This window comes from Leucobacter sp. cx-328 (assembly GCF_014530035.1).
Classification (GTDB): domain Bacteria; phylum Actinomycetota; class Actinomycetes; order Actinomycetales; family Microbacteriaceae; genus Leucobacter.
On the sequence record NZ_JACVMX010000012.1, the window covers coordinates 26,137 to 52,784 of the forward strand.

Sequence of the window (26,648 nt, forward strand, 5' to 3'; positions counted from 1 at the left end):
CGACCAAGAAATTGGCTCACGGACTTGACATGGGTTTTCGAACTGTATGCACATTCTCATTGAGAACGTGCAGACCTCAGACGACATCGAGAGAGGCGGGTTGCGTGGCAACTGCATCCACGAAGGGCACTGACCCTACTGAGAGCGCTGAGACGACCGACAAGGTGAACTCGACCTCCACGGCAGCGGCTAAGAAGACCGCTGCCGCGAAGAAGACCACGACCGCGGCTAAGAAGGCGCCGGCAGCCAAGAAGGCTACCGCGACGAAGGCTGCTGCCGCTGACGAAACGGCTCCTGCAGCTAAGAAGCCAGTGCGTCGCCGCAAGGTGAATGAAGTAGACGCAATGGTTGCCGAGGCTGAGGCGACGCCAGACGTCCCCGAAGAGGACACCCAGACCAAGCCGGTCACCATCGAGCCGCTGCCCACTGGCGCGATTGTGCTCAAGGCTGGCGACGAAGAGGACGTCCCTGCGGTCACGACCGCGATTCCTGGCGCTACCGCTGACCCCGTGAAGGACTACCTCAAGCAGATCGGCAAGGTTGCACTGCTGAACGCGGCCGAAGAGGTCGAGCTCGCAATGCGTATCGAGGCTGGCCTGTTTGCTGAGGAGAAGCTCGCTACCGAGCCCAACCTGCCCAAGAAGCTCACCCGTGAGCTCAAGTGGGTTGCTCGCGATGGCCAGCGCGCAAAGAGCCACCTGCTCGGCGCTAACCTTCGTCTCGTTGTTTCGCTCGCAAAGCGTTACACCGGCCGCGGTATGCAGTTCCTTGACCTTATTCAGGAAGGCAACCTGGGTCTGATTCGTGCGGTCGAGAAGTTCGACTACACCAAGGGCTTCAAATTCTCGACCTATGCAACTTGGTGGATCCGCCAGGCGATCACCCGTGCAATGGCGGACCAGGCACGTACGATTCGTATCCCGGTGCACATGGTTGAGGTCATCAACAAGCTTGCACGTGTGCAGCGTCAGATGCTCCAGGACCTCGGTCGCGAACCAACTCCTGAAGAGTTGAGCCGCGAGCTCGATATGACCACTGAAAAGGTCATCGAGGTGCAGAAGTATGGCCGTGAGCCGATTTCGCTCCACACGCCGCTTGGTGAAGACGGCGACAGTGAATTCGGTGACCTCATTGAGGACACCGAGGCAGTTGTTCCCGCTGACGCTGTTGGCTACACGATGCTGCAGCAGCAGCTTGAGCAGCTCCTTGACTCGCTCTCGGAGCGCGAGGCAGGCGTCATCAAGATGCGCTTCGGTCTCGGCGACGGTATGCCGAAGACGCTCGACCAGATCGGTGACACCTTCGGTGTGACCCGTGAGCGTATTCGCCAGATTGAGTCGAAGACGATGGCGAAGCTTCGTCACCCGTCGCGTAGCCAGCAGCTGCGCGACTACCTCGAGTAAATCGACAACATCGACGCTGACCGCAACGCCGCGATCTCACTACGCGAAACGAGAAACCTTTTATGATCCAGCCGAATGAAGGCAAGCAGCTCACGACGACTGTCGGTGGAACTGAGTACCTGCGCATCCCCATCAAGACGCACGTCATCATGCCTGATGACCAGCTTCTTCCGGTGGTGAAGCAGTACGCTCAGGACGTTGTTGAAGATGGGGACACCCTCTTCATCACCGAGAAGATCGTTGCGATCATGCAGGGTCGTTCGTACAAGCTCGACGACATCAAGCCGCGGAAGCTGGCGACGTTCCTGTCGAAGTACGTAACGAAGACCGCTTATGGAATTGGCCTCGGCATGCCCGAGACCATGGAGATGGCGCTTCGCGAGTGCGGTACCCCGCGCATTGTGTTTGCAGCTGTCGTGGCAGCGATCACCAAGGCGTTCGGTCGCAAGGGTGACTTCTACCGCATTGCTGGCTCGAAGGCACGTGGCATCGATGGTCCGACGAACGGCACCATCCCGCCGTATGACAACCGTGTCGTGCTGGTTCCGCTTGACCCCGACAACGCAGCGCGTTCGGTACAGCGTGAGCTCGGTAAGAACATCACCGTCATGATTGCTGACATCAACGACTTTGGCGGCAATATCCTCGGTTCGAACTCGACCCCCGAGCACGAGCTGCTCGTTGCCAAGATCCTTGGCGACAACCCGCTCGGCCAGGGTACGCAGAGCACCCCGATGGGCATCATTCGCGAAGCATAAGCTGAACGATCGGCTAGTAGCCGCACCCCTCGAACGGGGGAGCTGTTGCTAAAAGCCCCCGTTTCATACGTGTGAAACGGGGGCTTTTGCGTGCAGAGTGTCACGGCGCATCCAGCCTCGCGAAAAGGGGAGCTGTTGCCGAGAACGGTCGTTTCATCCGTGTGAAACGGCCGTTCTCGGGGGAGAGCGTCGATCTTGAAGGCGTGAGCACTTGCGTGCGGCGCCCGGTGCACGTCGTCGAGTCCTCGAGTCCTCGAGTCCTCGAGCTTTCAAGCCCTCAACCCTGTAAAAAGACCCGTTGTTGCCGAAAACCCCCGCTTCATACGCATGAAACGGGGGTTTTCGAGAGAAAGGGCCATTCTCGCGGGGTTGAGCCCGCAGGTGGCCTAGGCGGCCGAGGCAACCTAGGCGGCCGAGGCAACCTGCGGGAACCTAGAACCCGATAGCCTCGCGGTACCGGGGGAGCAGGCCAGTGCGAACGCCCGAGACGCTCGGCTTCGACTGGAAGACGCCGGTGTTGTAATTGCCTTCGATGACGACGGGGCGATCAGGAGAGATCGCGATGTCCCAGCCAACGTAGGGAATTTCGGGCACAATACGTGCGAGGTGGTCAACGAGCTTCAGAACCTTGTCGAAGTCTGGTACTTGGAACCCAACGATTGAGACACCCGAAATTGGGTGGATCTCAAAGGTGCGGTTCTCGCCATCGAATGCAGCGTAGTGCGCCTTGCCGTTGTCATCGAGCATCGTGTACATGCCGCCGTGACTGAAGTTATCTACGGCGCCGCCGTTGCCAACCTTGAGTACGCTGGCAAGCACGTGAACGTCAGTGCCGTCGAAATAGGTCACGACGCGCAACGTGTTGACGCTTCGGTCGTAGAGGCGAGACATCTCGGGATGCTGGGGAATGACCTGCTCGACAAGGAACTGGCGGCCAGCAAGCAACTCGGCATGCAGCTTCGGGTAGTCGGTGATGTCAGACGCTTCGAGGCGTCCGATGCCCTGGCCGCCGAGGCTGTCAGGAACCTTTGCCATGACCGCGCCCTGGCGGGTTACGAACTCTTCGAGCTGCTCGGGGGTTGACTCGCGCAGGTCGAGCCACTCGCGACCGATGTAGTCATTGAACTCGCGATTGAAGTTCGACTTGTCTGCGAAACGTGCACGGTGCTCAGGCTGGTTGAGCTTCTGAGCAAGGTGATTCGACTTCGGGTGCGTCATGAAGGTGCTGCGCTCGGCGCGCGTCAGCATGAAGAAGTCCCAGTCCTGGTAGTCCTGGAACGCAACCTCGTACCGCGCCGAGCTGTACATCATGTCGCAAAGGATGAAGAGGCGCGGCTTTCGCGCGTCCTTCGACATCGACCCTGCGAGACCCCAGAGGCGGGGTAGGTCAACCGCCTTTACGCGGTCAAAAAAGTAGTTGAGGCGGCGGCGAGCTCCGAGTCCCATTGTGCGGGTCACCGAGTTTCTGAGAGACGCGAGGTCTCGTCGTGCCAAGCCTCAGCCATCGGGCGGAGCTTCTCTTCATGTCGCTTTGCGTGGTGGCCGCAGAACAGCAGTTCACTGCCACCAAGAATGGCGCGGACGTAGGCCTGTGCGCCACAGCTATCGCAACGATCGAGCGCGCTCAGGGGCCGATCCGCTGCCGAATCAGTGGCGGTCGCGTCGGCATTGAGCGATGGGTTCTGCTCAAGTGTCGTCATGGTGGCCTCCTTCAATAGGTGTATTCCCATCTATCCAACCACCTTCCCGGAGGCTCGTCTCCCTGGGAGCTCTCGGTTTCGCTGTACGCGTAGCAAATCGGGACCTAGATCGTAATCGCCGCGCTGGATCGTGTCGAGTGTCGGAGGGGTGGCCTAAAGTTGATGAGGTTCGAAGTGAAACGAGGTTATGCGTGGCTGAATCCAGTTACTCCGCGAGGCATTTGACCGTACTCGAGGGTCTCGAGGCGGTACGTAAGCGTCCCGGTATGTACATCGGTACGACTGATTCACGCGGCCTCATGCACTGCCTCTGGGAAATCATCGACAACTCTGTCGATGAGGCACTCGCTGGCCACGGCGATGAGATTGGTATCACGTTGCACGCTGACGGCAGCGTCACAGTGGCCGATAACGGTCGTGGTATCCCGGTTGATATCGAGCCGAAGAGTGGTCTGACTGGCGTTGAACTCGTGTTCACTAAGCTGCACGCCGGCGGCAAATTCGGCGGCGGCGGGTATGCCTCATCCGGTGGTCTGCACGGTGTTGGTGCATCGGTGGTGAATGCACTGTCCTCCCGCCTCGACGTCGAAATTGATCGCGATGGCAAGACTTGGGCGATGTCGTTCAAACACGGCGAGCCTGGCGTGTTCGACGGCGAAGGCCCCGACAGCACGTTCACGCCGTACGAGAACGCATCTGAACTGCGGGTCGTTGGCAAGGTCAAGAAATCTGTCAGCGGCACCCGTGTGCGGTACTGGGCGGATCCGCAGATCTTCCTTCCCACCGCGCGCTTCGAGCCCGAATCGCTCGTTGCACGCGCACGCCAGACTGCGTTCCTCGTTCCCGGCCTCGCCCTCGATATCACTGATGAGCGACCGGAATCGCTGAGCGAGACTGGCGAGGCGCCTGTGCATCGCTTCCAGTACGAGGGTGGCCTCTCTGAGTTCGTAGACTTCCTTGCGCCGGATGCGCCGGTCACCGAGACCTGGCGCGTCGTCAGCACGGCCACATTCACCGAGACCGTTCCCGTCATGGACGAGAAGACGGGTCATCTCGTGTCCCGCGAGGTCGAACGTGAGTGCGAGGTCGACGTCGCGCTTCGTTGGGGCACCGGCTATGACACCGAGATCCAGAGCTTCGTGAACATCATCTCGACGCCAAAGGGTGGAACCCACCTGAGTGGTTTTGAGCAGGGCTTGACCAAGTTCTTCCGAAAGCAGATCGAACAGAACTCGCGCAAGCTCAAGGCCGGCAGCGATAAGCCTGAGAAAGACGACATCCTCACCGGTCTCACTGCCGTTGTAACCGTCCGGTTCCCCGAGCCACAGTTCGAGGGCCAGACGAAGGAAGTTCTGGGTACAGCCCCGATCCGCGCCATCGTCTCGAAGGCAATGAACGCCGCGCTGACCGAGCGCTTTGAGTCGACGAAGAAGCAAGACAAAGCTGAGACGGCACTTCTCCTCGAGAAGATGGTGTCTGAGATGAAGTCGCGCATCGCGATGCGCACGCAGCGTGACACCGCGCGCCGTAAGAGCTCGCTCGAAAGCTCCTCGCTGCCTGCGAAGCTCATCGATTGCCGTTCGAAGGACGTGCAGAGCACCGAACTCTTCATCGTCGAGGGCGACAGCGCACTGGGTACTGCGCGCCCCGCCCGTGACAGTGAGTTCCAGGCGCTGCTGCCGATCCGAGGCAAGATCCTCAATGTGCAGAAAGCCTCGCTCGCCGAGATGCTCTCGAACGCCGAGTGCGGCGCGATCATCAAGGTCGTAGGTGCCGGTTCTGGCCGTGACTTCGACCTCGCGTCGGCGCGCTACGGCAAGGTTATTCTCATGAGCGATGCAGATGTTGATGGCGCGCATATTCGCACGCTGCTGCTGACGCTGTTCTTCCGTTACATGCGTCCGATGGTGGAGGCAGGCCGCGTCTACGCTGCTGTGCCGCCGCTGCATCGTGTGATCGTCCAGAATGCTGGCCGCAAGCCCAACGATGTGATCTACACCTACAGCGAGCGCGAGCTCCAGGAATTGCTCGCTGACCTCAAGCGCCGAAACAAGAAGTACCAGGAGCCGATCCAGCGCTACAAGGGCCTCGGTGAGATGGATGCAGATCAGCTTGCAGAGACCACGATGGACCGCGAGCACCGCATGCTGCGTCGCGTCCGTGTAGAAGACGCACAAGCCGCCTCGCGCGTGTTCGAATTGCTCATGGGCAACGAGGTTGCTCCGCGCAAGGAGTTCATCGTCGAGAACGCTGACGGTCTCGATCGCGATCGCATCGACGCCTAACTGGAGGTCGTGGCGCTTCGGTGCCGGGCATTCCCACTGACCGCGAGTGTCGCGGTTCGCACGCCAGGAGGGGCGCATGTCCACACTTGCTCTTGTACTCGTACTTGGTGCTGCCGTCGCCCACGCGGCGTGGAACATCATCGCGGCAGGCAAGAGCAAGTCCGGACTGCCATTCCTCTGGTGGGGAGCGGTGTTTGCATCGACCATCTGGGTCGGTGTGATTCCGCTCACGGGTGGCTTACGCGGCGCGAGTTGGACTGACTTCCTGCTCGGCGTCGGAATCTCCGGCGTCGTCCATGTCATCTATATGCTCGTGTTGCAACGCGGGTACGCGGCCGGCGACCTTGCGACCGTGTATGCGACGGCACGCGGATCGGGCCCGATTCTCACCGTTATCGTCGCACTGGTGTTGTTCGGTGAGCGCCCCTCGGGACTGGCGCTCGGTGGGGTCGCGCTCATTGTCGCTGGCGTGGTCGCGATCGGCTTGATCGGTCGCCCGAAGGCCGCGATTGCGCAGGTAAGCAAGCGGCGGCGGATCGATCCAGGCTTACTGTATGGCTTACTGACCGGTGTCGCCATCGCGGCATATTCGCTGTGGGACGCGTATTCCGTGAACGAGCTCGCGTTGCCGCCGGTGCCGTACATGGTCGGCTTCCTGGTGGCAGAACTGCCGTTCTTCTCGCTGCTGTTGTTGCGCGACAAACGCTACAAACAGCTCGGTGAGACCTTCAAGAGCAGTTGGAAGCAGCTGCTCGGATTCGGCATCATTTCACCGCTGTCGTACATCTTGGTACTCACCGCCAACACGATGGCTCCGGTCTCGCTCGTCGCCCCCATACGCGAGGTGAGCGTTGTCCTCGTGAGTTTGTACGGTGTGATCAGATTCGGCCAGGATCGCCCTGTGGCGCGCATACTTGCAGCACTCGTGGTTGTGGGTGGTGTCGTCCTAATCGGCTTCTAGCGGGCCGTCTGGCGACGTTCTGGTGGCAGCGAGAAAGGCCGGGTGCGGATCACTGATCCGCACCCGGCCTTTTTGCTCGCTGGAAGGCTTACGGCGCGAGGCCGACGCAGGCCGCTGCGCCGTCGAGTGGCAGGCCTGATCCATCGCGCTTGCCGATCTCGGTCGGAAGTACGCGTGCGGTGCCATCTGCTGCGAGTGCGCGCGGGTTACCGACACCTACCCAGGCTGCGGTGAGCTGGTCTTCCCACTTGAGGAAACGCTGTGCACGTACGCCAGCCGTCGCGCGACCCTTTGCCGGGAACTCTGCCCACTCAGAAATCTTGGCCGAGGAAGACTCGGTGCCCTCGAGCGCGATCGAGCTGCCAGCGATCGTCACAACGTGAGCGTCGGCCCCCTCGGGTACCGCAGTCGCGAAGATGATCTCTGTGCCAGCTGCGACCTTCATGCCCGCCATGCCGCCCGCAGGGCGACCCTGTGGGCGAACCGCGGTTGTCGGGAAGCGGAGTAGCTGTGCGTTGTTGGCTACCGCGGCAAACTCGGCACCGTCAGGAGCTGGCGCGGCCATGACGAGGCGGTCACCTGCCTTCAGTGTGATGACCTCGAGGTCGGGCTTTGCCGGAAGCTCGTTGAGTACCACGCGCTTGACGACGCCAGCGGCAGTGAAGAGGCCGATCGGCTCTTCAGTTTCAAGGGGAACAACTCCGACGATTTTCGCCTTCTTGTTCGGCAGGCCGAGGTACTCGGTCAGGCGTACGCCCGCCGAGAACGCGATGGACGCAGCGGGTACGAGTGGCAAATCAACGGGGGAGAACCGGTGCAATGAGCCGTCATCGAGGATCGCGCCGAGTTCGCCGCGCACGGTCGTGTCGACCTGCGACAGGATTGCGCCGTGCTTAGTGGCACGTGCGGGGCGACGAGTCTGGTCTTCCGCTTCGGGGTCGCGGTCGATGCGCAGGGCGCGACCGGTTGCCGAAAGCATGACGGTGCAGGGCGAATCAGCGACCTGGAGTGCGTCAGGTGACGAGGCCGCGCGCGACGGGCGCGCAACGGCGCCAGTGAGCATCGTGCGGCGCGGGGTGCCGTAGGCGGTTGCCGCGTCGTCCATTTCCTGTGCGACGACCTTGCGTAGGCGTACCTTGCTGCCGAGGATCGAGAGGAGTTCTTCGATCTCTGCGTTGAGCTGGTCGCGCTCGGTCTCGAGCTCAACGCGCGAGAACTTCGTGAGGCGGCGCAGGCGTAGTTCGAGGATGTACTCGGCCTGGGCTTCTGACAACTCAAAGACCTGTTTCAGGCGCTTGCGTGCGCCGTCAACGTCGTCGCTTGTGCGGATCAACTGGATGACCTCGTCAATATCGACGATCGCAATGAGCAGGCCCTCAACGAGGTGCAAGCGATCGCGACGCTTGCGCAGGCGGAACTCGCTGCGGCGGGTCACGACAGAAACGCGGTGGTCGAGGAAGACGCGAAGCATCTCGAGCAGGCCGAGCGTCTGTGGCTGACCGTTGACGAGCGCGACCGAGTTGATGCTGAACGAATCTTCGAGCGGTGTGTAGCGGTACAGCTGCTCGAGGACGGCCTCGGGAGAGAAGCCGGTCTTCAGCGTGATGACAAGCTTCAGGCCGTTCTTGCGATCAGTGAGGTCGACCACATCGGTGATGCCGGAAAGCTTCTTTGCGTCGACGCCCTGCTTGATCTTCTCGATCACGCGTTCTGGGCCGACGAGGTACGGCAACTCGGTGATGATGAGGCCGGTGCGGCGGGGACTCAGCTGCTCAATCGCAACCTTTGCACGGGTGCGGAACGCACCGCGGCCGGTCTGGTACGCCTCGGTGATGCCGTCGAGACCGACGATGGTGCCGCCACCGGGGAGGTCGGGCCCGGGAATGAACTCCATGAGTTCTTCAACGGTCGCCTTCGTGTTGAAGAGCAGGTGCTTGGCGCCCTCGACCACCTCGATGAGGTTGTGAGGTGCAAGGTTTGTCGCCATACCGACCGCGATACCAGCCGCACCGTTGACGAGCAGGTTCGGAACTGCCGAAGGAAGGACCTCGGGCTGCATGAGCTGATTGTCGTAGTTGGGAACGAAGTCTACGACGTCCTCATCGAGCGACTCGGTCATGGCGAGTGCTGCGCCAGCGAGGCGCGCCTCGGTGTATCGCGATGCGGCCGGGCCGTCATCGAGCGAACCGAAGTTGCCGTGACCGTCAACAAGCGGCAAACGCATTGCGAACGACTGCGCCAGGCGCACGAGCGCATCGTAAATTGACGAGTCGCCGTGCGGGTGCAACTTGCCCATGACCTCGCCGACGACGCGCGCGGACTTCACGTGACCCTTTTCGGGGCGCAGCCCCATGTCGGTCATCATGTACAGGATGCGTCGCTGGACGGGCTTGAGGCCGTCGCGCGCATCGGGGAGCGCGCGCGAATAGATCACCGAGTAGGCGTACTCCAGGAACGAACCTTCCATCTCCTGAGAGATGTCGATTTCTTCGATCCGTTCGTTGGCAGCTTCGTGTGCCACGCCTGCGGTGTCAGGGATCACGGGGGCATCGGTCATAATGGAAATCATGCTACCGACTGCCACTGACAACGGTGCGAGGCTTGCCGCAATTCTCCCAAGTGGACTTGCCGCACTCGCCAAGGGACGAGGGGCCGACACGGCCGAAATGACGGCCACCGCGCTCGGTGCGAGCGGCGCCGCACGCGCGGATCAGGCGGCCTCCGCGCAGCTCGCCGATCTCACCCCCGCACTGCAGTCGCTCGTCGTCGTGCTTGTGGACGGTCTCGGCAGCTCGAATCTCAAGGCTCGCGCCGGCCACGCGCCGACGCTGACCTCGCTCGCGCAGCGCCGCATCACCACCGTCGCCCCGTCGACGACAAGTGCAGCGCTGACCTCGTTTACGACGGGCACGCTGCCTGGTGATCACGGGATGATTGGCTATCGGATCCGCCACCCGGAGCTCGGGCTCCTCAGCCCGCTGCGTGACTGGGACGGGATCGACGATCATCGCTCGTGGCAGCTCAGCGAACCGCTCTTCCACGCTGCGGCAACGGCTGGCCTTCGCACCTACACGGTCGGTCGCGCCGCGCACGCAGGCAGCGGACTCAGCCAGGCGATTCTTTCTGGCGCTGAGTACATCGATGGCGATCGCATTGAGGATCGCTTCGTTGCCGCGCGAAACTTGCTGCGGGACGAGACGCCCGCGCTCATCTACGTGTACGTCGACGAACTCGACCGTGCCGCGCACCGAGACGGCTGGCAAGGCGACCAGTGGACGCGGCGCCTCGAGCAACTTGACCGCGCACTTCATGACTTCCTGACCGCCTTGCCAAAGGGCGTAGGTGTCGCGCTCACGGCCGATCACGGCATGGTTGATATCGAACCACACCAGCGCATCATTCTGCAGCGAGATGACGAGATGCTTGCTGAAGTGACGGAGATTGGCGGTGAGCCACGCTTCCGCTCGCTGTATCTGCGTGAAGGGGCTGATCCCGTGGCCGTGGCAGGCGCCATTCGCGAGCACGAGGGTCAGCGCGCGCTCGTGCTCACGCGAGACGAAGCCATCGCCACCGGAATGTTCGGTCCGACGCTCGCGCCAGGCGTGGCCGAACGCCTCGGCGAGGTCTTGCTCATTGCGCGCAAGCAGGTTGCGTACTTTGATGACGCCGCGGATCCGGCCATGCTCGAAATGGTCGGTCAGCACGGTGGCCTGACCGATGAGGAACGCGGTGTTCCGTTGATTCTCGCTGGCGCGCTCGCGGGAACCTCCTTTGCGAAGCTCGTTGAGAAGGTTGCGGCCGCACGGTTTACCAGCGAATAAGAGCTAGTGCACGCAAGAAGGCGGTGAGCACGTGATCTCTCAAGTGCTCACCGCCTTCTTGTGAGGCCTCACTGACCGCTACGCGGGATCGTCCTCGCTGCGGGTGCCGAAGAGGATATCGTCCCAGCTCGGGATCGACGAGCGACCCTTCTTGGTCGCACGGTCGGTCTTCTCAGGCTCGTCTGTCGATAGGTTCTGCAGCGCAGCAGGCTCACCCATTGCAGCGTTGGGGTCGTCAGTGACGCCCTTCGACTGCCAAATATTTGCAGGGCGCAACTTCTTTGGAGCGGCAGGAGTGGGCGTTGGCTCGACAGGCCCGCCGATGGGATCCTCAAAGAGGGGCGGGGGAAGTTCGAGGTACGGGTCATTCGGAACAGGTTCCGGGCGCGAGGTGCGCTCCTCCGCGGGGTCCGGACGGCCCGTGAACGCAGCACTAATGCTCGGCGCCTCGGGAGCCGGCGGAACCGGGCGAAGTACCGGGGGAGCTGGGAGTGATTCGGGCTGATCCGCGCTCTCGTTCGTGTGCTCGGTAGGCAGCTCGCTCACGAGCTCGGCAACGTTGGCCGCCTCGTTTTGGGCGGCCTCGCGCGCGCTCTGCTCGCGATCGCCACGACGACGACGGAGCGCGTCGAGGAGGTCGGCAGTTTGGCTCATATCGATGCGCTCTTCAGGCGCGGATCGGCCAGGCTTGTTCATCGCCCGGTCTTCGATCTCGCGACGACGCTCGTAATCGTTCTCTGGGGTGTCCTGCGGACCGGTCTGATTGGTGGTTGACGCGGGCGCCACGGGCGGGATCACCGGGGTAATGACTGCCGTTGGGTGTGTTGCGGTCGATGTCGCGGAAGGGGCGGGGGACACGGGGGTTATCTCGCGAGTCTCCTTGAGGCCCTCGGCGTGATCGACGAACTCAGGCTCGGGTACCGCGACCGGCTCGGGAGCCTGCGCATCAACCGCGCGCAGCTTGGGGATGAGCTGTGCCGCGACATCGCCCTGCTTCGAGAGGTGGGTTGCGTCGGGATTCAGCGGGCGAAGGGTGCTCTTCTTGTGGTCGAACTCCCACACTGCATCGCGGATCGCATCGCTCGTCGCAAACGCGAGACCGATGTGCCAAGAACCGCCGTCAACCTTCCAGCTGCGCCACTCAACTTCGTCGGCACCAAGCGTCGTAAGGCGGGCCTCAACGGCGTCGCCAAATACGCTCTGTTCACCCTGTTCGCCGTCGGTACGGACGGCGACCTCCTTTGCGAGATCGAGAATGTAGCGCCGCTCAGCGAGCACAGGCTCCTCAAAGCGGGCGACGTCCTGCTCATCAAGCTCGGTAATACGAGCCACTTCGAGGCGGCTCTTGCCTGCGCGCAGGAGTGACTGGATCTCACGCGGGCGAGCGCCGGTATTACGCCGCTCCCGCTTCGTGACCTGGCGAATTTCGGCGAGAAGTACTTCGTCGACTACAAGTCGGAATTCGGTACCGTCGTCCGCCGCGACAATGAGCGCTTGCTCTTCGCTGCGTACTACGCGCAATTCATCCATTTCAGAGGCTCCCTTCGGCACACTTCATCAAAGGGTGCCATATCGAAATAGACACGCGCGGTATTGATATCGGCAAGTGTGAAACCGTGTCATGAGGTGTTCGCTTGCTGTGAACAGACTCGAAAAGTTTCATTTGAGTTTGCGTCAGGGTGTGTTAATGAGGCAGACTATGGCCGCTCAATAGGAGTAATTTCCGACCAAAATCCGTAGGAGATCATGGCTACCGACTACGACGCCCCGCGCAAGGGTGACGAAGAAGCGACTGATTCAATCGAGGCGCTGAAAGAACGCGGTCCGGCTAAGGGCGCATCTTCCATCGACTCGGAAGACGCAGATAACCCGAGTTTTGATCTCGGCGGCTCAGACCTGTCTGACGTCGAGCTCGATGTTGTCGTGCTTCCGCAGCAGGCTGACGAATTCACCTGCACCAGCTGCTTCCTTGTGCGTCACCGCTCGCAGATGGCAGAAAAGGGCGAATTCGGCTGGATTTGCGCCGAATGCGCTGGCTAATCTAAGCCTCACAGCGTAAAACACTGGGTCCCCGTTCCCGGCTTCGTGCCAGGAACGGGGGCTTTTTGCGCTTTCTGGGGGTGTAGTGCGGATTGCGCTCAAGCTTTCGAGGTCTGACTCAACCCCGCATCTGACTCAACCCCGCGAGAGTGGCCCATTCTCCCGAAAACGATAGTTTCTGCGGGTTGAAAGAGGTCTTTTCGAGAGAACAGCCCCATCTCGAGGGGTTTGCCTCGCACATTACCCCTCGAGCCCGGGTTGTAAGGTGAAGTGGCGCTCAGCCTCACTCGTTACGGCCAATTGTGCCGCGCCCTTGGTGGCCGCTTTGGGGAGACGCGGGCCGAGCCGGTCGCCCCCGCTGTGGAACCGAAAGCGCAGCTTGGGGGGAGCGGTGCGTGGTCTGTGAGTCGCGCTCGGACCACGCACTTCTGGCGTCGCTGATGAGGTGCCCACGCGCGCCAATTGAGGTATCGATCAAGGCGGGCGCGCGCAGCGCGACCGCTTCAAATGAGGGGCGGCGCGAAGCGCCACGAGTTCACGATCCGTTGTTGGGGTGGTGGGTGCAATGTGAGTTCATCGGGCACTAGGTGTGCGCTTCTTAGTAACACCAAAGCCCCACCGTAGTGCGCCAAGCGCAGGTGCGTAAAACCCCTTTCAAGCGCCGAACTGTGGAGCGGGGTAGGCCTGCCCCCACTCAAAGAGCATGACGCATCAACAACACACGTACTTACCCCTCAACATGTTTACAATCACTCATTGTTACATGCCCCTGGTGCAAGATCTCGAGGCCCGGAATCGGCAAGAAAGCTCTCCCGATCAGCCAATTGGGTACAAAAAAGCGCGCGCCCCACAACTGTGTGGAACGCGCGCTATGTGAGTTGCAACAATGCAACCTGGCTTAATGTCAAGCTGTGACGGCAGCTACAGCGACAGCTGTGACTGCAGCTGCAACGGCATCGCTAGCCGGCACCTTAGCCAGCGACGCGAGCAGCCTGCAATGCCTCGGCGAGTGCTGCCGGCTTGCGGCTGGTGATGATCCAGTTCGGAGTCGGGTCCGCCGGGTCTGCGATCTCAATGCGTACCCCGCGATGGATCCAACCACGCACTACCAGGTAGTTGCGTGCGTCAGACTTTGGGCCGATGACGTCACGAAGTGCGTCTGCGCCGAGTAGCTCGATGTCACCAAGGTCAGCAAGTGAGATTGCGGCCCGGCCCGCGTAGAGCTTGCCGTCTGCGATCCGCACCACCGGACTCATGAGCACGAGGGCAATGGCGATGATTGCGTACAGGGCAAAGGCCACTGGCCATGCGATGTTGGAATTCACTGGGGTAAGCACGAGCGCGGTTGCCGGAATGAACAGCAGGCACGCGGTGAGGATCCCGATTCCGGGCAGAAGACGTTCGCGGTAGGTGGCCATAGCCCCATTATCCTCTGCCGCACCTGGGAGATGGCGAGTTGCAGCTATTGATATGTGAGTGGTTACGGCGGATAAACGGCCAGATCCGCTAACCTGGCGATGTGACTGATGTCGTTTCTATTCCCTTGCTCGGTGATTCCGCTCCTACGTATGCGCACCATGATGATGCTGGCGCCGATATGCGCGCCTCTGAGTCGCTGGTCATTGGCCCCGGTGAGCGCGCCATGGTCGGCACCGGCGTTTCGATCGCATTGCCCGAGGGGTATGCGGCATTTGTGGTGCCGCGAAGTGGCCTAGCTGCAAAGCACGGCATCACTGTCGTGAACTCGCCAGGCACGATTGACGCCGGATACCGCGGCGAGATCAAGGTCGTGCTACTGAACACTGACAAGGACAAGCCGTTTGAGGTCGTCGCTGGCGATCGCATCGCGCAGCTCATCGTCATGCCGGTGTCCAAGGCGGTATTTACCCCGGTGTCCGAGCTGTCGGAGAGTGCGCGCGGCGATGGGGGATTCGGATCGACTGGTGTGAGTGCGTAACGCACGACGCCACTTATGAACGGGCGCGGATCGCAGCTGTATTTGCGGCTCACCGTTCACCGGACTCAAAAGTTTTGAAGTAATTGAAGGAGAAGTCGCATGACTGACGCAGAACAGAGCGGCGCCGTAGAGGCTGTCGAGGGCCAGCTGGCCGCCGAGATCGATCGCAGCAAGTCCGCGCCTGCGGATCGCGAAACAGCGGGACCATTCGATTTCACCGAGGTTCCGGCAATGCGGCCGTATGTTGATCTCGGAGGCATTAAGGTTGCACCGCGCGAGGGGCTGCAGATGCGCCTCGAAGTCGACGAGCGCGCAAAGCGCGTCGTTGCCGCAACGCTTGGTTATGCAGAATCACAGCTTCAGCTGCAGGCGTTTGCTGCGCCGAAGACCACGGGCCTGTGGCACCAGACTCGTGCCGAACTCGCGGCGCAACTGACGCAGCAGGGCGCGAAGGTCCTCGAGCTCGAGGGCGCGCTTGGTACTGATCTTCTCGTAACGACTCCCGCGGTTGCTGGCCAGAACGGGCCACGCGAGATTCGTTTTATCGGCGTCGATGGCCCTCGCTGGATGCTCCGCGGGCTCATCATGGGAAAGGGTGCGTCGGACCTCGAATCGTATGACCAGCTCATCGAACTCTTCCGCGAGACGGTGGTTATTCGCGGTGATCAGCCGCTCCCTCCCGGGGAGATGCTCGCACTCAAGGTTCCCGCTGGCGCCCAGGCTGGCGCTACCGAGACGCAGGCGTAACGTTCATGGCTGACGGGGCCCAGATCCCAGGCGACGACCACTCTGCGCCTGAGGAAGCCTCGACTTCCGGTCAGCCGCGTCAGGTGGGCGGATCGATGGGCCGCGCCGTCGCAGCAGCTACCAGCGGTGAGGAGCTCACCGCCGAAAGCTTGATGCGCACGATCGGTGGCTGGCGTGGCATCGCCGAGACGGTCATTCCCGCGTTTGTCTTCATTGTGGTCTTTGCGATCACGAAGGAAGCGCGCACGGCTGCCCTTGCCTCCGGCGCGCTCGCAATCGTTGCCGTGGCTGTTCGCCTGGTGCAGCGCGAGACGATCGTCGCCGCGCTCTCTGGCGCCCTCGGGGTTGGTATTGCGGTGCTGATCACGCTCATCACCGGCCGCGGCGTTGACTACTTCCTTTCTGGATTCATCGTCAATGCAGCGTGGTCACTCGGCCTGCTGATCTCGATCATCGTCGGCTGGCCGGCGATCGGCCTGATCCTTGGCTTCCTGCGCGGTGACATGACCGGGTGGCGTAAGGACAAATTCATTCGCCGCGCTGCCGTCTGGCTGACGACGCTCTGGTTGCTGCTGTTCCTCGGTCGACTTGCGGTGCAGTTCCCGATGTATCTGGCCAATCAGGTCGAGATGCTCGGTGTTGCGCGGATCGTCATGGGCATCCCGTTGTTCGCTGCCTGCATCGTCGTGACGTGGCTCGTGCTGCGCAAATTGCCAAAACCTGATGAGGAGCAGTCGCGATCCGCCGACTAATCATCAGATGAATTTGCGTCGAACTTCCTTGAAAAATCAGGGGAGTGGCGCTCGCGCGTCGCGTTCTGTCGCGTGTATAAACAGTGTAAGATGTATCTCGACATCGAGAGACTTTGGGAGGACTCATGGCTTCGGTAAACAGCTTTGGTGCACAGAGCACCCTCACCGTTGGTGGGAAAGATTACGAGATCTTCAAGATCAACCAGGTTGAGGGTGCAGCACGCCTGCCTTTCAGCCTCAAGGTGCTGCTTGAGAACCAGCTTCGCACCGAGGATGGCGCGAACGTAACTGAAGAGCACATCAAGGCGCTCGGCAACTGGGATCCGTCGGCGCAGCCCGACACCGAGATCCAGTTCACGCCCGCACGTGTGATCATGCAGGACTTCACGGGTGTTCCCTGTGTCGTTGACCTCGCAACCATGCGTGAGGCAGTCGTTGATCTCGGCGGCAGCCCCGACAAGATCAACCCGCTCGCTCCCGCAGAGCTCGTCATCGACCACTCGGTCATCTCGGACTCGTACGGCAACGCTGCAGCGTTCGAGAAGAACGTTGAGATTGAGTACGTCCGTAACGGTGAGCGCTACCAGTTCCTCCGTTGGGGCCAGGGTGCCTTCGACGAGTTCAAGGTTGTTCCCCCCGGGACCGGCATTGTTCACCAGGTGAACATCGAGTACCTCGCACGCATCACCTTCGCTCGCGAGGTCGGCGGCGTGCTCCAGGCATACCCCGACACCTGCGTCGGCACTGACTCGCACACCACCATGGAGAACGGCCTCGGCGTTCTCGGTTGGGGCGTTGGCGGCATTGAGGCTGAGGCAGCAATGCTCGGTCAGCCCATCTCGATGCTCATCCCGCGCGTTGTTGGTTTCAAGCTCTCGGGTCAGATCCCCGCTGGCGTTACCGCGACCGACGTTGTGCTCACCATCACGCAGATGCTCCGTAAGCACGGCGTTGTCGGCAAGTTCGTTGAGTTCTACGGTGAGGGCGTTGGTTCGGTCCCGCTCGCAAACCGTGCAACCATCGGCAACATGAGCCCCGAGTTCGGTTCGACCGCGGCGATGTTCCCCATCGACGATGTCACCCTCGACTACCTGCGCCTCACCGGCCGTACCGAAGAGCAGCTTGAGCTCATCAAGGCGTACAGCCAGGAGCAGGGCCTCTGGCACAACCCCGCAGTTGAGCCCGAGTTCAGCGAGTACCTCGAGCTCGACCTCTCGACCGTTGTTGCTTCGATCGCCGGCCCGAAGCGTCCCCAGGACCGCATCGAGCTCACCAGCGCGAAGGAACAGTTCGAGGTTGACCTCAAGAACTACGCTCCCGCATCGAACCCCGCAACCGTCGTAGACGAGCAGGGTCGCGAGTTCACGATCGATCACGGCGCAGTCAGCCTCGCGTCGATCACCTCGTGCACCAACACCTCGAACCCCTCGGTCATGCTTGCGGCTGGCGTGCTTGCACGTAACGCAAACGCTAAGGGCCTGAAGGCTAAGCCGTGGGTTAAGACCACGCTTGCTCCCGGCTCGAAGGTTGTTACCGACTACTACGAGAAGTCGGGCCTCAAGACTGAGCTCGAAGATCTCGGCTTCTTCCTCGTTGGCTACGGCTGCGTGACCTGCATTGGTAACTCGGGCCCGCTCAACCAGGAGATCTCGAAGGCTGTCAACGACAACGATCTCGCTGTCACCGCAGTTCTCTCGGGTAACCGTAACTTCGAGGGTCGCATCAACCCAGACATCAAGATGAACTACCTCGCGAGCCCCCCGCTCGTCGTTGCGTACGCTCTTGCAGGTTCGATGGACTTCGACTTCGACAACGAGGCGCTTGGTCAGGACGCAGACGGCAACGACGTCTTCCTCCGTGACATCTGGCCCGACCCCGTCGAGGTTCAGCAGATCGCTGACAACTCGATTGACAGCGACATGTTCAACTCGAAGTACGCAACCGTCTTCGATGGTGACAAGCACTGGAACTCGCTTCCCACTCCCGATGGCAACACCTTCGCGTGGGACGAGAAGTCGACCTACGTCCGTAAGGCACCGTACTTCGACGGAATGAAGCTCCAGCCTGAGCCCGTCAGCGACATCAAGGGCGCACGCGTTCTTGCAAAGCTTGGCGACTCGGTCACCACTGACCACATCAGCCCTGCTGGTAGCTTCAAGGCAGAGACCCCCGCTGGTCGCTACCTGGTAGAGAACGGCATCGCGCCGAAGGACTTCAACACCTACGGCTCACGCCGTGGTAACCACGAGGTCATGATCCGCGGTACCTTCGCGAACATCCGTCTGCGCAACCAGCTCCTCGACAACGTCGAGGGTGGCTTCACGCGCGACTTCACCCAGGCAGATGCTCCCAAGTCATACATCTACGACGCGGCAGAGAACTACCGCGCAGCGGGTATCCCGCTCGTCGTTCTCGGTGGCAAGGAGTACGGCTCGGGCTCGTCGCGTGACTGGGCTGCAAAGGGCACCAGCCTGCTCGGCGTAAAGGCAGTCATCACCGAGAGCTTCGAGCGTATTCACCGCTCGAACCTCATCGGCATGGGCGTTATGCCCCTGCAGTTCCCTGCAGGTCAGAACGCAGACAGCCTCGGCCTTGACGGCACCGAGACCTTCTCGATCACCGGCATTGAGCAGCTCAACGAGGGCGTCACGCCGAAGACTCTCGCAGTCGAGGCAACCAAGGCTGACGGCTCGGTCGTTTCGTTCGACGCAGTCGTTCGTATCGACACCCCGGGCGAGGCTGAGTACTACCGTAACGGTGGCATCCTGCAGTACGTTCTCCGTTCACTCGTCTAAGTCTCGGGTGATTCGTTCGGAGTATCTTGTACTGAGAATTCCGCGTTAAACGACCACAGAGAGGTGCCCCAGCCAGTGAGATTCTGGCTGGGGCGCCTCTCTGTGTAGTGGCGAGAGTTTCTGGACCTTCACGTTGGCTGGATGAAAGTTGGAAACTTGCCAGACTGTAAACACATTGGATGCTTGCAGGCTTTCACGAACTGGCGCATAATTCAGACAGCGCCGAATGGCTCGGTGCAGTATCTGGAAGGGTCAACGCATGGCGAACGAAGATCTGGGTAAGCAGGCAGCTGACGCGGCAGAGAAGGCAAAGACTTTTCTGTCTGAAAATGCTGACAAGGTGAAAGACGCCTTGAAGAGTGAACAAGCCGAGTCGGTCAGCGACAAAGTACTTGATGGACTTGCTGGCTTTGCCAATAAGGTCACGGGTGGCGAGCACGCTGACAAAATTGACGAGATCAAGCAAAAGCTCGACGGCTCGATCGGTAATGAATAATCGGTGAGTTCTGAGACCACAAGAGGGCTCCCCGCGCGAATCGCGCGGGGAGCCCTCTTGTGTGTGCCATGTGCCGAATCACTCATTGCTGACGGGTAGACTGTGGGGATGCCCGGCGTTCACGCCGGCGAGAGAAGGGACGGGTGGCGAGTGGCGATCCTCGATCAAATCGAAGGCCCTGCAGACCTTGCATCATTGAGCGCTGAACAGTGCGCTCAGCTTGCGGCAGAGATCCGTGAATTCCTGATCAGCGAAGTTGCCAAGACCGGCGGCCACCTTGGTCCGAACCTTGGCGTCGTCGAACTCACGATTGCACTGCACCGGGTATTTGATTCTCCGCGTGATCCGATCATCTTCGATACGGGCCACCAGAGCTACGTGCACAAAATCCTGACGGGTCGCAAAGACTTTTCGCAGCTCCGCCAACGCGATGGCCTAGCCGGCTATCCACAGCGCGCGGAATCCGAGCATGACATCGTCGAAAGTTCACACGCGTCGAGTTCGCTCAGCTGGGCAGACGGAATCTCACGCGCCTTCGCTCGCACAGGCCAGCAGGATCGCACCGTTGTGGCGGTCGTTGGCGACGGTGCCCTCACAGGCGGAATGACCTGGGAGGCGCTCAACAACATCACCGACGACAACGATCGCAACCTGGTGATCGTCGTAAACGACAATGGTCGCTCGTACGCGCCGACCATCGGTGGCATGGCTCGCTTCCTGAACTCGGTGCGTAGCCGCGCGACCTACCGTGACCTGCAGGAGGGGAGCGAGCGCTTCTTCTCTCGCCTCGGCAAGCCCGGTCGCACCCTCTACCGTGGTACGCGCGGTGCTCTTCACGGTTTCCTAAGCCGCGCGAGCGACAACGACCACCTGTACTCAAACCTCGACATCAAGTACTTCGGTCCCGTTGACGGCCACGATGAGCCCGGGCTTGAAGCCGTGCTGACTCAGGCGCGCGAGTATGGTCGTCCCGCCCTCGTGCACGTCATTACTGAGAAGGGCCGCGGATACGCGCCGGCCGAGAATCACGTTGGAGATCAGTTCCACGCAATCGGTCAGTTCGATCGTGACAGTGGCGAGCCAATCTCGAACGGATCCTCGCGCACCTGGACCTCGGTCTTCGGCGAGAGCATCGTTGATGTGGCCGCGAAAAACGAGAAGGTCGTGGCGATTACCGCCGCGATGCTCGAGCCGGTTGGTCTCGTGCCCATGCTCGAGCGCTTCCCGAACCGCGTGTACGACGTAGGTATTGCCGAGCAGCACGCTGTGACTTCAGCAGCTGGTCTCGCGTACGGCGGACTGCATCCCGTCGTCGCACTCTATGCAACGTTCATGAACCGTGCGTTCGACCAGGTGCTCATGGACGTCGCCCTGCATCACGCAGGAGTCACGTTCGTGCTCGACCGTTCGGGCATTACCGGGCCTGACGGCGCAAGCCACAATGGTGTCTGGGACCTCGCGATGTTGCAGATTGTTCCCGGCATTCGTATCTCGGCGCCGCGCGACGCTGACACGCTCACCGAACTCCTCAACGAGGCAACCGCGGTGGAAGACGCGCCCACTGTTATCCGCTACCCGAAGGGCTCGGTTGGTTCCGACCTTCCCGCAATCCGTCGCACGCACGACGGCGTTGACGTGTTGCGCGAAGCGCAGGGATCCGCCGACGTGCTGTTCGTGACGGTCGGCCCGATGGCGCGCGTCGCGCTCGATGCGGCCGAAATTTTGGCGCGCGAGGGAATTTCGGCATCGGTGATTGATCCGCGCTGGGTGGTTCCGGTCGCTGACTCGGTCGTTGAGATGGCTCGTTCGCACCGCCTCCTCGTGAGTATCGAGGACGGCATTCGTGTGGGTGGCGTTGGGACGCGGATCCGCCAGGCACTTCGCGATGGCGCCGTCGACACCGCTGTGAGCGAGCTCGGTACACCCGATGAGTTCCCGCTGCACGCAACGCGCGATCAGCTGCTCGAAGAAGCTGGACTCACCGCAGAGCGCATCGCAGCCAACGTCATCGACCAGGTGCGCGGCACGCGAATTCCCATCGCACGCCCCGAGTAACCGGAGTAGTCTGGCGCAAGGACCCGTCCCCGCCAGAGAGGTGAATCACCGTGACCGACCGTGAAGCCCAGCATCGCGAACTTGCCGAGCGATTTTTGCCCGACGAGCTCATCGCTACGATCAGGGAGCGCGCGGGTGAACTCGACCGTGCGAACGAATTCTTTGCAGCGGATCTTGCGGCGCTCCGCGCCTCGGGGTACCTGACGACATTCGTGCCGTCATCGCTTGGCGGGCCAGGGTTGACGCTTAATCAGGTGTCGCGTCTGCAGCAGCGCCTTGCCGGCGCCGCACCAGCGACCGCATTGGGTATCAACATGCACCTGCTGTGTGTTGGTGTTGCACGCGCGTTGTACGAGCGTGGCGATCATTCGCTTGACTATGTTTTCGAGCAGGCGCTTGTCGGGGAAATCTTCGCGTTCGGTATCAGTGAGCCCGGCAACGACTTCGTGCTCGCTGATTCGAAAACCGTGGCGGTACCGCGGTCTGCTGCTGCGGGTGGTGGATACGTGCTTACCGGCACCAAAATCTTCACCTCACTGACGCCAGCGTGGACGAAACTCATCGTGCACGGTCGCGACGAGTCAGGGGAGGAGCCGCAGCTCATCTTCGGCTTCCTCGATCGCGCTGATGAGGGCGTGCAGGCTGCCGAGAACTGGGACGTGCTCGGTATGCGTGCCTCGCACAGCCGTGCGACCCGACTTTCCGGTGCTGTGATGACAGCCGATCAGGTGATCCGCGCACTCCCGGTCGGCCCAACGGCTGACGTTCTGGTCTTTGCGATTGCGAGTCACTTCCAGTTGCTCGTCGGCTCGGTCTACGCCGGTGTCGCCGCCCGTGCGCTAGAAGTTGCTGCGGCAGGCCTGGCACACCGCAACTCAGCAAAGGCCGGCACCACGCTCGCCGAGGTGCCTGAATTCCGGGCGCGGATCGCAGACGCCCACATGGCCCTCCTGCCCGTGGCCGCGCAGCTCGACGCCTACACGCGCGACATCGACGAACTCACCAATCACGGCGAGCGTTGGCCGTTGATGCTCGTGCACGCGCGCATCAACGCGGGCGATGTGGCGCGCAGCAATGCGGAGGTCGCGCTCGCGTGTGCCGGTGGTGCTGGGTTTGGCGCGATGCACGAGGCGAGTCGCCTATACCGTGATGCTGCTGCGTCGCTGTTCCACCCGCCCGGGGTTGACGCCGCTCGGCCGATGTTTGCTGCGGCGCTGCTCGGGGAGTAGGCCCACGGGGGCGCCCGCCCCGCGCTCGCATTTGTCGTAGATATGCTTTCCGCCGTAAATATGCTGAATTAGGCCACAAACAGCATATCTACGCGCGAAACCAGATCTACGACGAGTGCCAAAGGCCGCCCACGTCGGAGATTTGACCTAAACGCAGAAATCGACCGTTGGTAAGACGAATTCGTGAGAAAACGTCTTACCAACGGTCGATTTGCAGAGGAGGGTTAAACCGCCCCGAAGCGAGAAGTGGCGCCGCGCTGGCCGACTACGCCCCGGCGATACGAGGCGTGTGGAACGTCCCGCCAAACACGCGCTCACTCGCGCCAACGCGGTCGAGGTACGGCGTTGAGCCGCCTGCCTGGAACGGCCAGCCAGCGCCCAAGATGAGGCACAGGTCGATGTCTTCCGCGGCATGCACGACGCCCTCATCGAGCATGATCTTGATCTCGCCAGCGAGCTCGTCCTCGACGCGCTGCAGAATGACCTCTTCGGTCACGGCGGTCTTGCCAAGCGTCAGCGCCTTGCGGCCGGTCTTTGAAAGATCTTCGACCTTGCCGATCTTGCTCTTCACAAGCGGGTCAGTCACATCAGCAAGCTTGTGTAGGTTCTCGGACGCGTAGAACCGCTCGGGGAACGCGGCGACCATGGTGTCCTGCACATGGGCAGCAACCTTCCAACCGACGAGGTCAATGAGTTCGAACGGGCCCATGGGGAGACCGAGGGGTGCGAGTGAACGCTCGACCACCGGCATCGGGGTGCCCTCGTCGAGTGCGCGTGCTGCTTCGCCCATGACCTTTGCGAGCAGTCGGTTCACGACGAAGCCCGGGCGGTCGGCGGTGATGACAGCACTCTTGCCGAGCTTCCGCGCGATGACCATTGCGGTCGAGAGCGAAGCGTCGTTCGTTGCGGGAGTGCGAACGACCTCGATGAGTGGCATGACCGCGACCGGGTTGAAGAAGTGGAAGCCAACAAGGCGTTCGGGGTGAGCGAGGTTCGCGCCGATCTCTTCGACCGAGAGCGACGAAGTGTTGGTCGCGATAATCGCTTCGGGGGAGATGTGTGGTTCCACCTCCGCGAAGACTTGCTGCTTGACCGAGAGCTCTTCGAAGACAGCCTCGATGACCCAATCGCAGTCGGCGAAGTCAGCCTTGTCTGTCGTGCCCTGCACGAGCGCCTTGACCTGGTTCGCGTCATCGGCGCCAAGGCGGCCCTTTGCTGCGAGCTTGTCGATCTCACCGCGAATGTAGTCGAGACCGCGATCAACGCGTGACTGGTCGAGGTCGGTGATGAGCACGGGAACGCGCAGCTTGCGCGCAAACAGCAGCGCAAACTGGCTCGCCATCAGACCGGCGCCGATGACGCCGACCTTCTGGACGGGGCGGGCAAGCTCCTTGTCGGGAGCGCCAGCGGGACGCTTCGCGCGCTTCTGCACGAGATCGAACGCGTAGATCGATGCTGCGAACTGGTCGCCAGAGATAAGCTCGGCGAGGGCGAAGTCTTCGCGCTCGAATCCGCGGACGCGGTCGTTGTCGCGCGCAGCAGCGAGCAGGTCGAGTGCCACGTAGGGCGACGTCGCTGCGGTGCCGATCTTGGCCTTCAGCGTCTCGCGAGCGATCTTGATCGCGACGTTCCACTTGGTGAGACGCTCAAGCTTGCCAGGCGCGTTCGGGCGCTCAACCTTGGTTGCGCCGGTGATGACGCGATCCGCCCACTCGATGGACTCTTCCAAGAAACGGCCGGGGCCGTACATCTCATCGAAGAGGCCGAGCTCGTGCGCCTGCGCGGGCTTCAGCATGCGGTTGTTCTTGAGCGGGTTCGAGATGATGACCTCGATCGCCTTCTCAATACCGATGAGGTTGGGCACGAGGGTTGCGCCACCCCAGCCGGGAATGATGCCGAGGAAGACCTCAGGGAAAGCAAGCGCGGCCGCCGACGAATCGAGCGTGCGGTAGTCGCAGTTGAGTGCGATTTCCATCGCGCCGCCGAGCGCGAGGCCGTTCACGAACGCGAACGAAGGAACACCGAGCGAGCTGAACTTGCCGAGTACGTGGTGACCAAGCTGCGCCATGAGCAGGGCGTTCTCGTGCGTGGCGAGGGTGGAGACCTTGGAGAGATCCGCGCCAGCTGCGAAGATGTACGGCTTGCCTGTCACTGCGACAGCCTGGATTTCACCGGCGGTCGCACGGGAACGCTGCGCGTCGAGCACGGCGCCGAGCGCCTGCAAGGTGCGCGGGCCGAGCGTGTTCGGGCGCGTGTGATCGCGGCCGTTGTCGAGCGTGATGAGCGCGAGGGTGCCGCCAGATGGGAGCTGCACGTCGCGCACGAATGATTCGGTGACGACCTCGTCTACTGAGGCGTCGATGATCGGCGAGAAGTCGATCTTGCTGTAGTCAGTCATCGCGCTTACTTGCCCTTCTTGCCGTTGTAGTGGGGGTTTTCCCAAATCATTGATCCGCCCTGGCCAAGGCCGACGCACATGGCGGTGAGGCCGAAACGCACATCGGGGCGCTGCTCGAACTGGCGTGCGAGCTGGATCATCAGGCGTGTGCCCGAAGCCGCGAGCGGGTGACCGAGCGCGATTGCGCCGCCCCAGGGATTGACGCGCGGATCGTCATCAGCAATACCAAAGTGATCGGTGAACGACAGCACCTGCACGGCAAACGCCTCGTTGAGTTCGAAAATACCGATGTCGTTGATGGTGAGACCGGCCTTCTTGAGCGCTTTCTCGGTAGAGGGAACCGGGCCAAGACCCATCACCTCGGGCTGCACGCCAGCGTAGGCGAACGAGACCAGGCGCATCTTCGGCGCGAGGCCGAGTTGCTTCGCAGTATCTGCGCCTGCGAGGAGCGACATGGTCGCGCCGTCAGTGAGGGGAGAGGACGTGCCAGCGGTCACGCGACCGTGCGGACGGAACGGTGTCTTGAGACCGGCGAGCCCCTCCATCGAAGTCTCGGGGCGTCGGCCCTCGTCTTCGGTGGCGAGTCCCCAGCCGGCGGCGGATCGGGTGGCAACAGGAACGAGGTCAGCCTGGATGTCACCGCGATCGTACGCAGCCTGAACCTTGTGCTGGCTGAGCATGCCGAAGCGATCCGCGCGCTCCTTGGTGAGCTGCGGGAAACGGTCGTGCAGACGTTCGGCGGTAACGCCCATGTTCAGGGCATCCGGGCTCACGAGTTTTTCGGCGATGAAGCGGGGGTTCGGATCCGCATCGAGCCCGAGCGGGTGACGACCCATGTGCTCGACGCCGCCAGCGACCGCGATGTCATACTGGCCAGCAATGATCGCTGAACTCAGGAGCGAGGTGACGGTCATGGCGCCGGCACACATGCGATCAAGCGCAAAACCGGGCACGGTCTGGGGGAGGCCAGCGAGAATGGCCACGGTGCGGCCGAGCGTCAGGCCTTGGTCGCCCTGCTGAGTCGTGGCCGCGATACCGACATCATCGATGCGATCAAGCGGGAGACCCGGGTTCCGGGCGATGAGTCCCTGCAGTGCCTTGACTGCGAGGTCGTCTGCGCGCGTTCCCGCGTACATGCCCTTGTCGCCAGCGCGTCCGAAGGGAGTGCGAACTCCGTCAACGAATACGACTTTTCTCATTGCGGCCACTTTGCCTCCATTTGGTGTTGAACCAGGTCGTGCTTCACATCCT

20 protein-coding genes are annotated in these 26,648 nt (G+C 61.7%); 13 read left to right on the plus strand and 7 right to left on the minus strand.

The window, feature by feature from the left end:
• Positions 1–29 precede the first annotated feature (29 nt).
• Positions 30–1,403: an RNA polymerase sigma factor gene (locus ICL81_RS11655; RefSeq protein ID WP_188024342.1), complete on the plus strand. Its 1,374-nt coding sequence runs from the start codon at positions 30–32 to the stop codon at positions 1,401–1,403.
• A gap of 62 nt (positions 1,404–1,465) precedes the next feature.
• The gene (locus tag ICL81_RS11660; protein ID WP_188035047.1) at positions 1,466–2,161 is read left to right on the plus strand and encodes a coenzyme F420-0:L-glutamate ligase; all 696 of its coding nucleotides are present in this window, start codon (positions 1,466–1,468) and stop codon (positions 2,159–2,161) included.
• 432 nt (positions 2,162–2,593) lie between these two features.
• Here the strand turns inward: ICL81_RS11660 and ICL81_RS11665 are convergent, their stop codons facing one another.
• Together ICL81_RS11665 and ICL81_RS11670 are read right to left on the minus strand one after the other, a co-directional pair.
• Entirely contained in the window at positions 2,594–3,619 is a 1,026-nt protein-coding gene (locus ICL81_RS11665) for a sugar-transfer associated ATP-grasp domain-containing protein (RefSeq protein ID WP_215394798.1), read from the minus strand.
• Positions 3,616–3,861, minus strand: a complete 246-nt coding sequence (locus ICL81_RS11670) for a hypothetical protein (RefSeq protein WP_188024345.1) — start codon at positions 3,859–3,861, stop codon at positions 3,616–3,618. The genes ICL81_RS11665 and ICL81_RS11670 overlap by 4 nt, the downstream gene beginning before the upstream one ends.
• 191 nt (positions 3,862–4,052) lie before the next feature.
• Between ICL81_RS11670 and ICL81_RS11675 the strand changes: the two genes are divergently transcribed.
• The gene (locus ICL81_RS11675) at positions 4,053–6,146 is read left to right on the plus strand and encodes a DNA topoisomerase IV subunit B (RefSeq protein WP_188035048.1); all 2,094 of its coding nucleotides are present in this window, start codon (positions 4,053–4,055) and stop codon (positions 6,144–6,146) included.
• Between the two features lie 76 nt (positions 6,147–6,222).
• A complete protein-coding gene (locus tag ICL81_RS11680) occupies positions 6,223–7,107 on the plus strand; it encodes a hypothetical protein (protein ID WP_188035049.1) in 885 nt (294 codons plus the stop codon).
• 88 nt (positions 7,108–7,195) lie between these two features.
• On the opposite strand, the gene ICL81_RS11685 is transcribed toward ICL81_RS11680, so the two are convergent.
• Positions 7,196–9,664: a DNA topoisomerase (ATP-hydrolyzing) subunit A gene (locus ICL81_RS11685; protein ID WP_188035050.1), complete on the minus strand. Its 2,469-nt coding sequence runs from the start codon at positions 9,662–9,664 to the stop codon at positions 7,196–7,198.
• A gap of 10 nt (positions 9,665–9,674) precedes the next feature.
• Between ICL81_RS11685 and ICL81_RS11690 the strand changes: the two genes are divergently transcribed.
• A complete protein-coding gene (locus ICL81_RS11690) occupies positions 9,675–10,928 on the plus strand; it encodes an alkaline phosphatase family protein (protein ID WP_188035051.1) in 1,254 nt (417 codons plus the stop codon).
• 78 nt (positions 10,929–11,006) lie between these two features.
• On the opposite strand, the gene sepH is transcribed toward ICL81_RS11690, so the two are convergent.
• Positions 11,007–12,458 (minus strand): septation protein SepH, encoded by a 1,452-nt coding sequence (sepH, locus tag ICL81_RS11695; protein ID WP_188035052.1) that lies wholly within the window; start codon positions 12,456–12,458, stop codon positions 11,007–11,009.
• 216 nt (positions 12,459–12,674) lie between these two features.
• Here sepH and ICL81_RS11700 point away from each other — a divergent pair, with 216 nt between their 5' ends.
• Positions 12,675–12,968, plus strand: a complete 294-nt coding sequence (locus ICL81_RS11700; RefSeq protein ID WP_188024351.1) for a DUF4193 domain-containing protein — start codon at positions 12,675–12,677, stop codon at positions 12,966–12,968.
• Positions 12,969–13,939: 971 nt separating this feature from the next.
• Here ICL81_RS11700 and ICL81_RS11705 read toward each other — a convergent pair.
• Complete coding sequence (locus ICL81_RS11705; protein WP_188035053.1) at positions 13,940–14,386, minus strand: DUF3093 domain-containing protein; 447 nt, start codon at positions 14,384–14,386, stop codon at positions 13,940–13,942.
• 101 nt (positions 14,387–14,487) lie between these two features.
• Here ICL81_RS11705 and dut point away from each other — a divergent pair, with 101 nt between their 5' ends.
• The 7 genes from dut to ICL81_RS11740 all read left to right on the plus strand — a co-directional run bounded on the left by dut (position 14,488) and on the right by ICL81_RS11740 (position 22,999).
• Positions 14,488–14,925, plus strand: coding sequence for a dUTP diphosphatase (gene dut, locus ICL81_RS11710; protein ID WP_188035054.1), 438 nt, complete (start codon positions 14,488–14,490; stop codon positions 14,923–14,925).
• Between the two features lie 99 nt (positions 14,926–15,024).
• Positions 15,025–15,672, plus strand: a complete 648-nt coding sequence (locus tag ICL81_RS11715; protein WP_188035055.1) for a DUF3710 domain-containing protein — start codon at positions 15,025–15,027, stop codon at positions 15,670–15,672.
• Between the two features lie 5 nt (positions 15,673–15,677).
• A complete protein-coding gene (locus tag ICL81_RS11720; RefSeq protein WP_188035056.1) occupies positions 15,678–16,424 on the plus strand; it encodes a DUF3159 domain-containing protein in 747 nt (248 codons plus the stop codon).
• 125 nt (positions 16,425–16,549) lie between these two features.
• Positions 16,550–19,219, plus strand: a complete 2,670-nt coding sequence (gene acnA, locus ICL81_RS11725; protein WP_188035057.1) for an aconitate hydratase AcnA — start codon at positions 16,550–16,552, stop codon at positions 19,217–19,219.
• 259 nt (positions 19,220–19,478) lie between these two features.
• On the plus strand, positions 19,479–19,715 hold the full coding sequence (locus ICL81_RS11730; protein ID WP_188035058.1) for an Rv0909 family putative TA system antitoxin: 237 nt from the start codon (positions 19,479–19,481) through the stop codon (positions 19,713–19,715).
• A 150-nt stretch (positions 19,716–19,865) separates the two neighbouring features.
• Positions 19,866–21,770 carry a 1-deoxy-D-xylulose-5-phosphate synthase gene (gene dxs / locus ICL81_RS11735; protein WP_188035059.1) on the plus strand — a complete coding sequence of 635 codons (1,905 nt, stop codon included), beginning with the start codon at positions 19,866–19,868 and terminating at the stop codon, positions 21,768–21,770.
• 50 nt (positions 21,771–21,820) lie between these two features.
• The gene (locus ICL81_RS11740) at positions 21,821–22,999 is read left to right on the plus strand and encodes an acyl-CoA dehydrogenase family protein (RefSeq protein ID WP_188035060.1); all 1,179 of its coding nucleotides are present in this window, start codon (positions 21,821–21,823) and stop codon (positions 22,997–22,999) included.
• A gap of 265 nt (positions 23,000–23,264) precedes the next feature.
• Here the strand turns inward: ICL81_RS11740 and ICL81_RS11745 are convergent, their stop codons facing one another.
• Both ICL81_RS11745 and ICL81_RS11750 read right to left on the minus strand, forming a co-directional pair.
• A complete protein-coding gene (locus ICL81_RS11745) occupies positions 23,265–25,397 on the minus strand; it encodes a 3-hydroxyacyl-CoA dehydrogenase NAD-binding domain-containing protein (RefSeq protein WP_188035061.1) in 2,133 nt (710 codons plus the stop codon).
• A 5-nt stretch (positions 25,398–25,402) separates the two neighbouring features.
• Entirely contained in the window at positions 25,403–26,596 is a 1,194-nt protein-coding gene (locus tag ICL81_RS11750; RefSeq protein WP_223160720.1) for a thiolase family protein, read from the minus strand.
• Positions 26,597–26,648 lie beyond the last annotated feature (52 nt).

Bases quoted from the DNA above. Each gene is read 5' to 3' on its own strand.
- ICL81_RS11670 (WP_188024345.1), bottom strand. From the start codon at position 3,861: ATGACGACACTTGAGCAGAACCCATCGCTCAATGCCGACGCGACCGCC.
- ICL81_RS11730 (WP_188035058.1), top strand. From the start codon at position 19,479: ATGGCGAACGAAGATCTGGGTAAGCAGGCAGCTGACGCGGCAGAGAAG.
- ICL81_RS11700 (WP_188024351.1), top strand. From the start codon at position 12,675: ATGGCTACCGACTACGACGCCCCGCGCAAGGGTGACGAAGAAGCGACT.
- ICL81_RS11745 (WP_188035061.1), bottom strand. From the start codon at position 25,397: ATGACTGACTACAGCAAGATCGACTTCTCGCCGATCATCGACGCCTCA.
- ICL81_RS11680 (WP_188035049.1), top strand. From the start codon at position 6,223: ATGTCCACACTTGCTCTTGTACTCGTACTTGGTGCTGCCGTCGCCCAC.
- ICL81_RS11655 (WP_188024342.1), top strand. From the start codon at position 30: ATGGGTTTTCGAACTGTATGCACATTCTCATTGAGAACGTGCAGACCT.
- ICL81_RS11690 (WP_188035051.1), top strand. From the start codon at position 9,675: ATGCTACCGACTGCCACTGACAACGGTGCGAGGCTTGCCGCAATTCTC.
- ICL81_RS11685 (WP_188035050.1), bottom strand. From the start codon at position 9,664: ATGACCGATGCCCCCGTGATCCCTGACACCGCAGGCGTGGCACACGAA.
- ICL81_RS11750 (WP_223160720.1), bottom strand. From the start codon at position 26,596: ATGAGAAAAGTCGTATTCGTTGACGGAGTTCGCACTCCCTTCGGACGC.
- acnA (WP_188035057.1), top strand. From the start codon at position 16,550: ATGGCTTCGGTAAACAGCTTTGGTGCACAGAGCACCCTCACCGTTGGT.
- ICL81_RS11705 (WP_188035053.1), bottom strand. From the start codon at position 14,386: ATGGCCACCTACCGCGAACGTCTTCTGCCCGGAATCGGGATCCTCACC.
- ICL81_RS11720 (WP_188035056.1), top strand. From the start codon at position 15,678: ATGGCTGACGGGGCCCAGATCCCAGGCGACGACCACTCTGCGCCTGAG.
- ICL81_RS11660 (WP_188035047.1), top strand. From the start codon at position 1,466: ATGATCCAGCCGAATGAAGGCAAGCAGCTCACGACGACTGTCGGTGGA.
- sepH (WP_188035052.1), bottom strand. From the start codon at position 12,458: ATGGATGAATTGCGCGTAGTACGCAGCGAAGAGCAAGCGCTCATTGTC.
- ICL81_RS11715 (WP_188035055.1), top strand. From the start codon at position 15,025: ATGACTGACGCAGAACAGAGCGGCGCCGTAGAGGCTGTCGAGGGCCAG.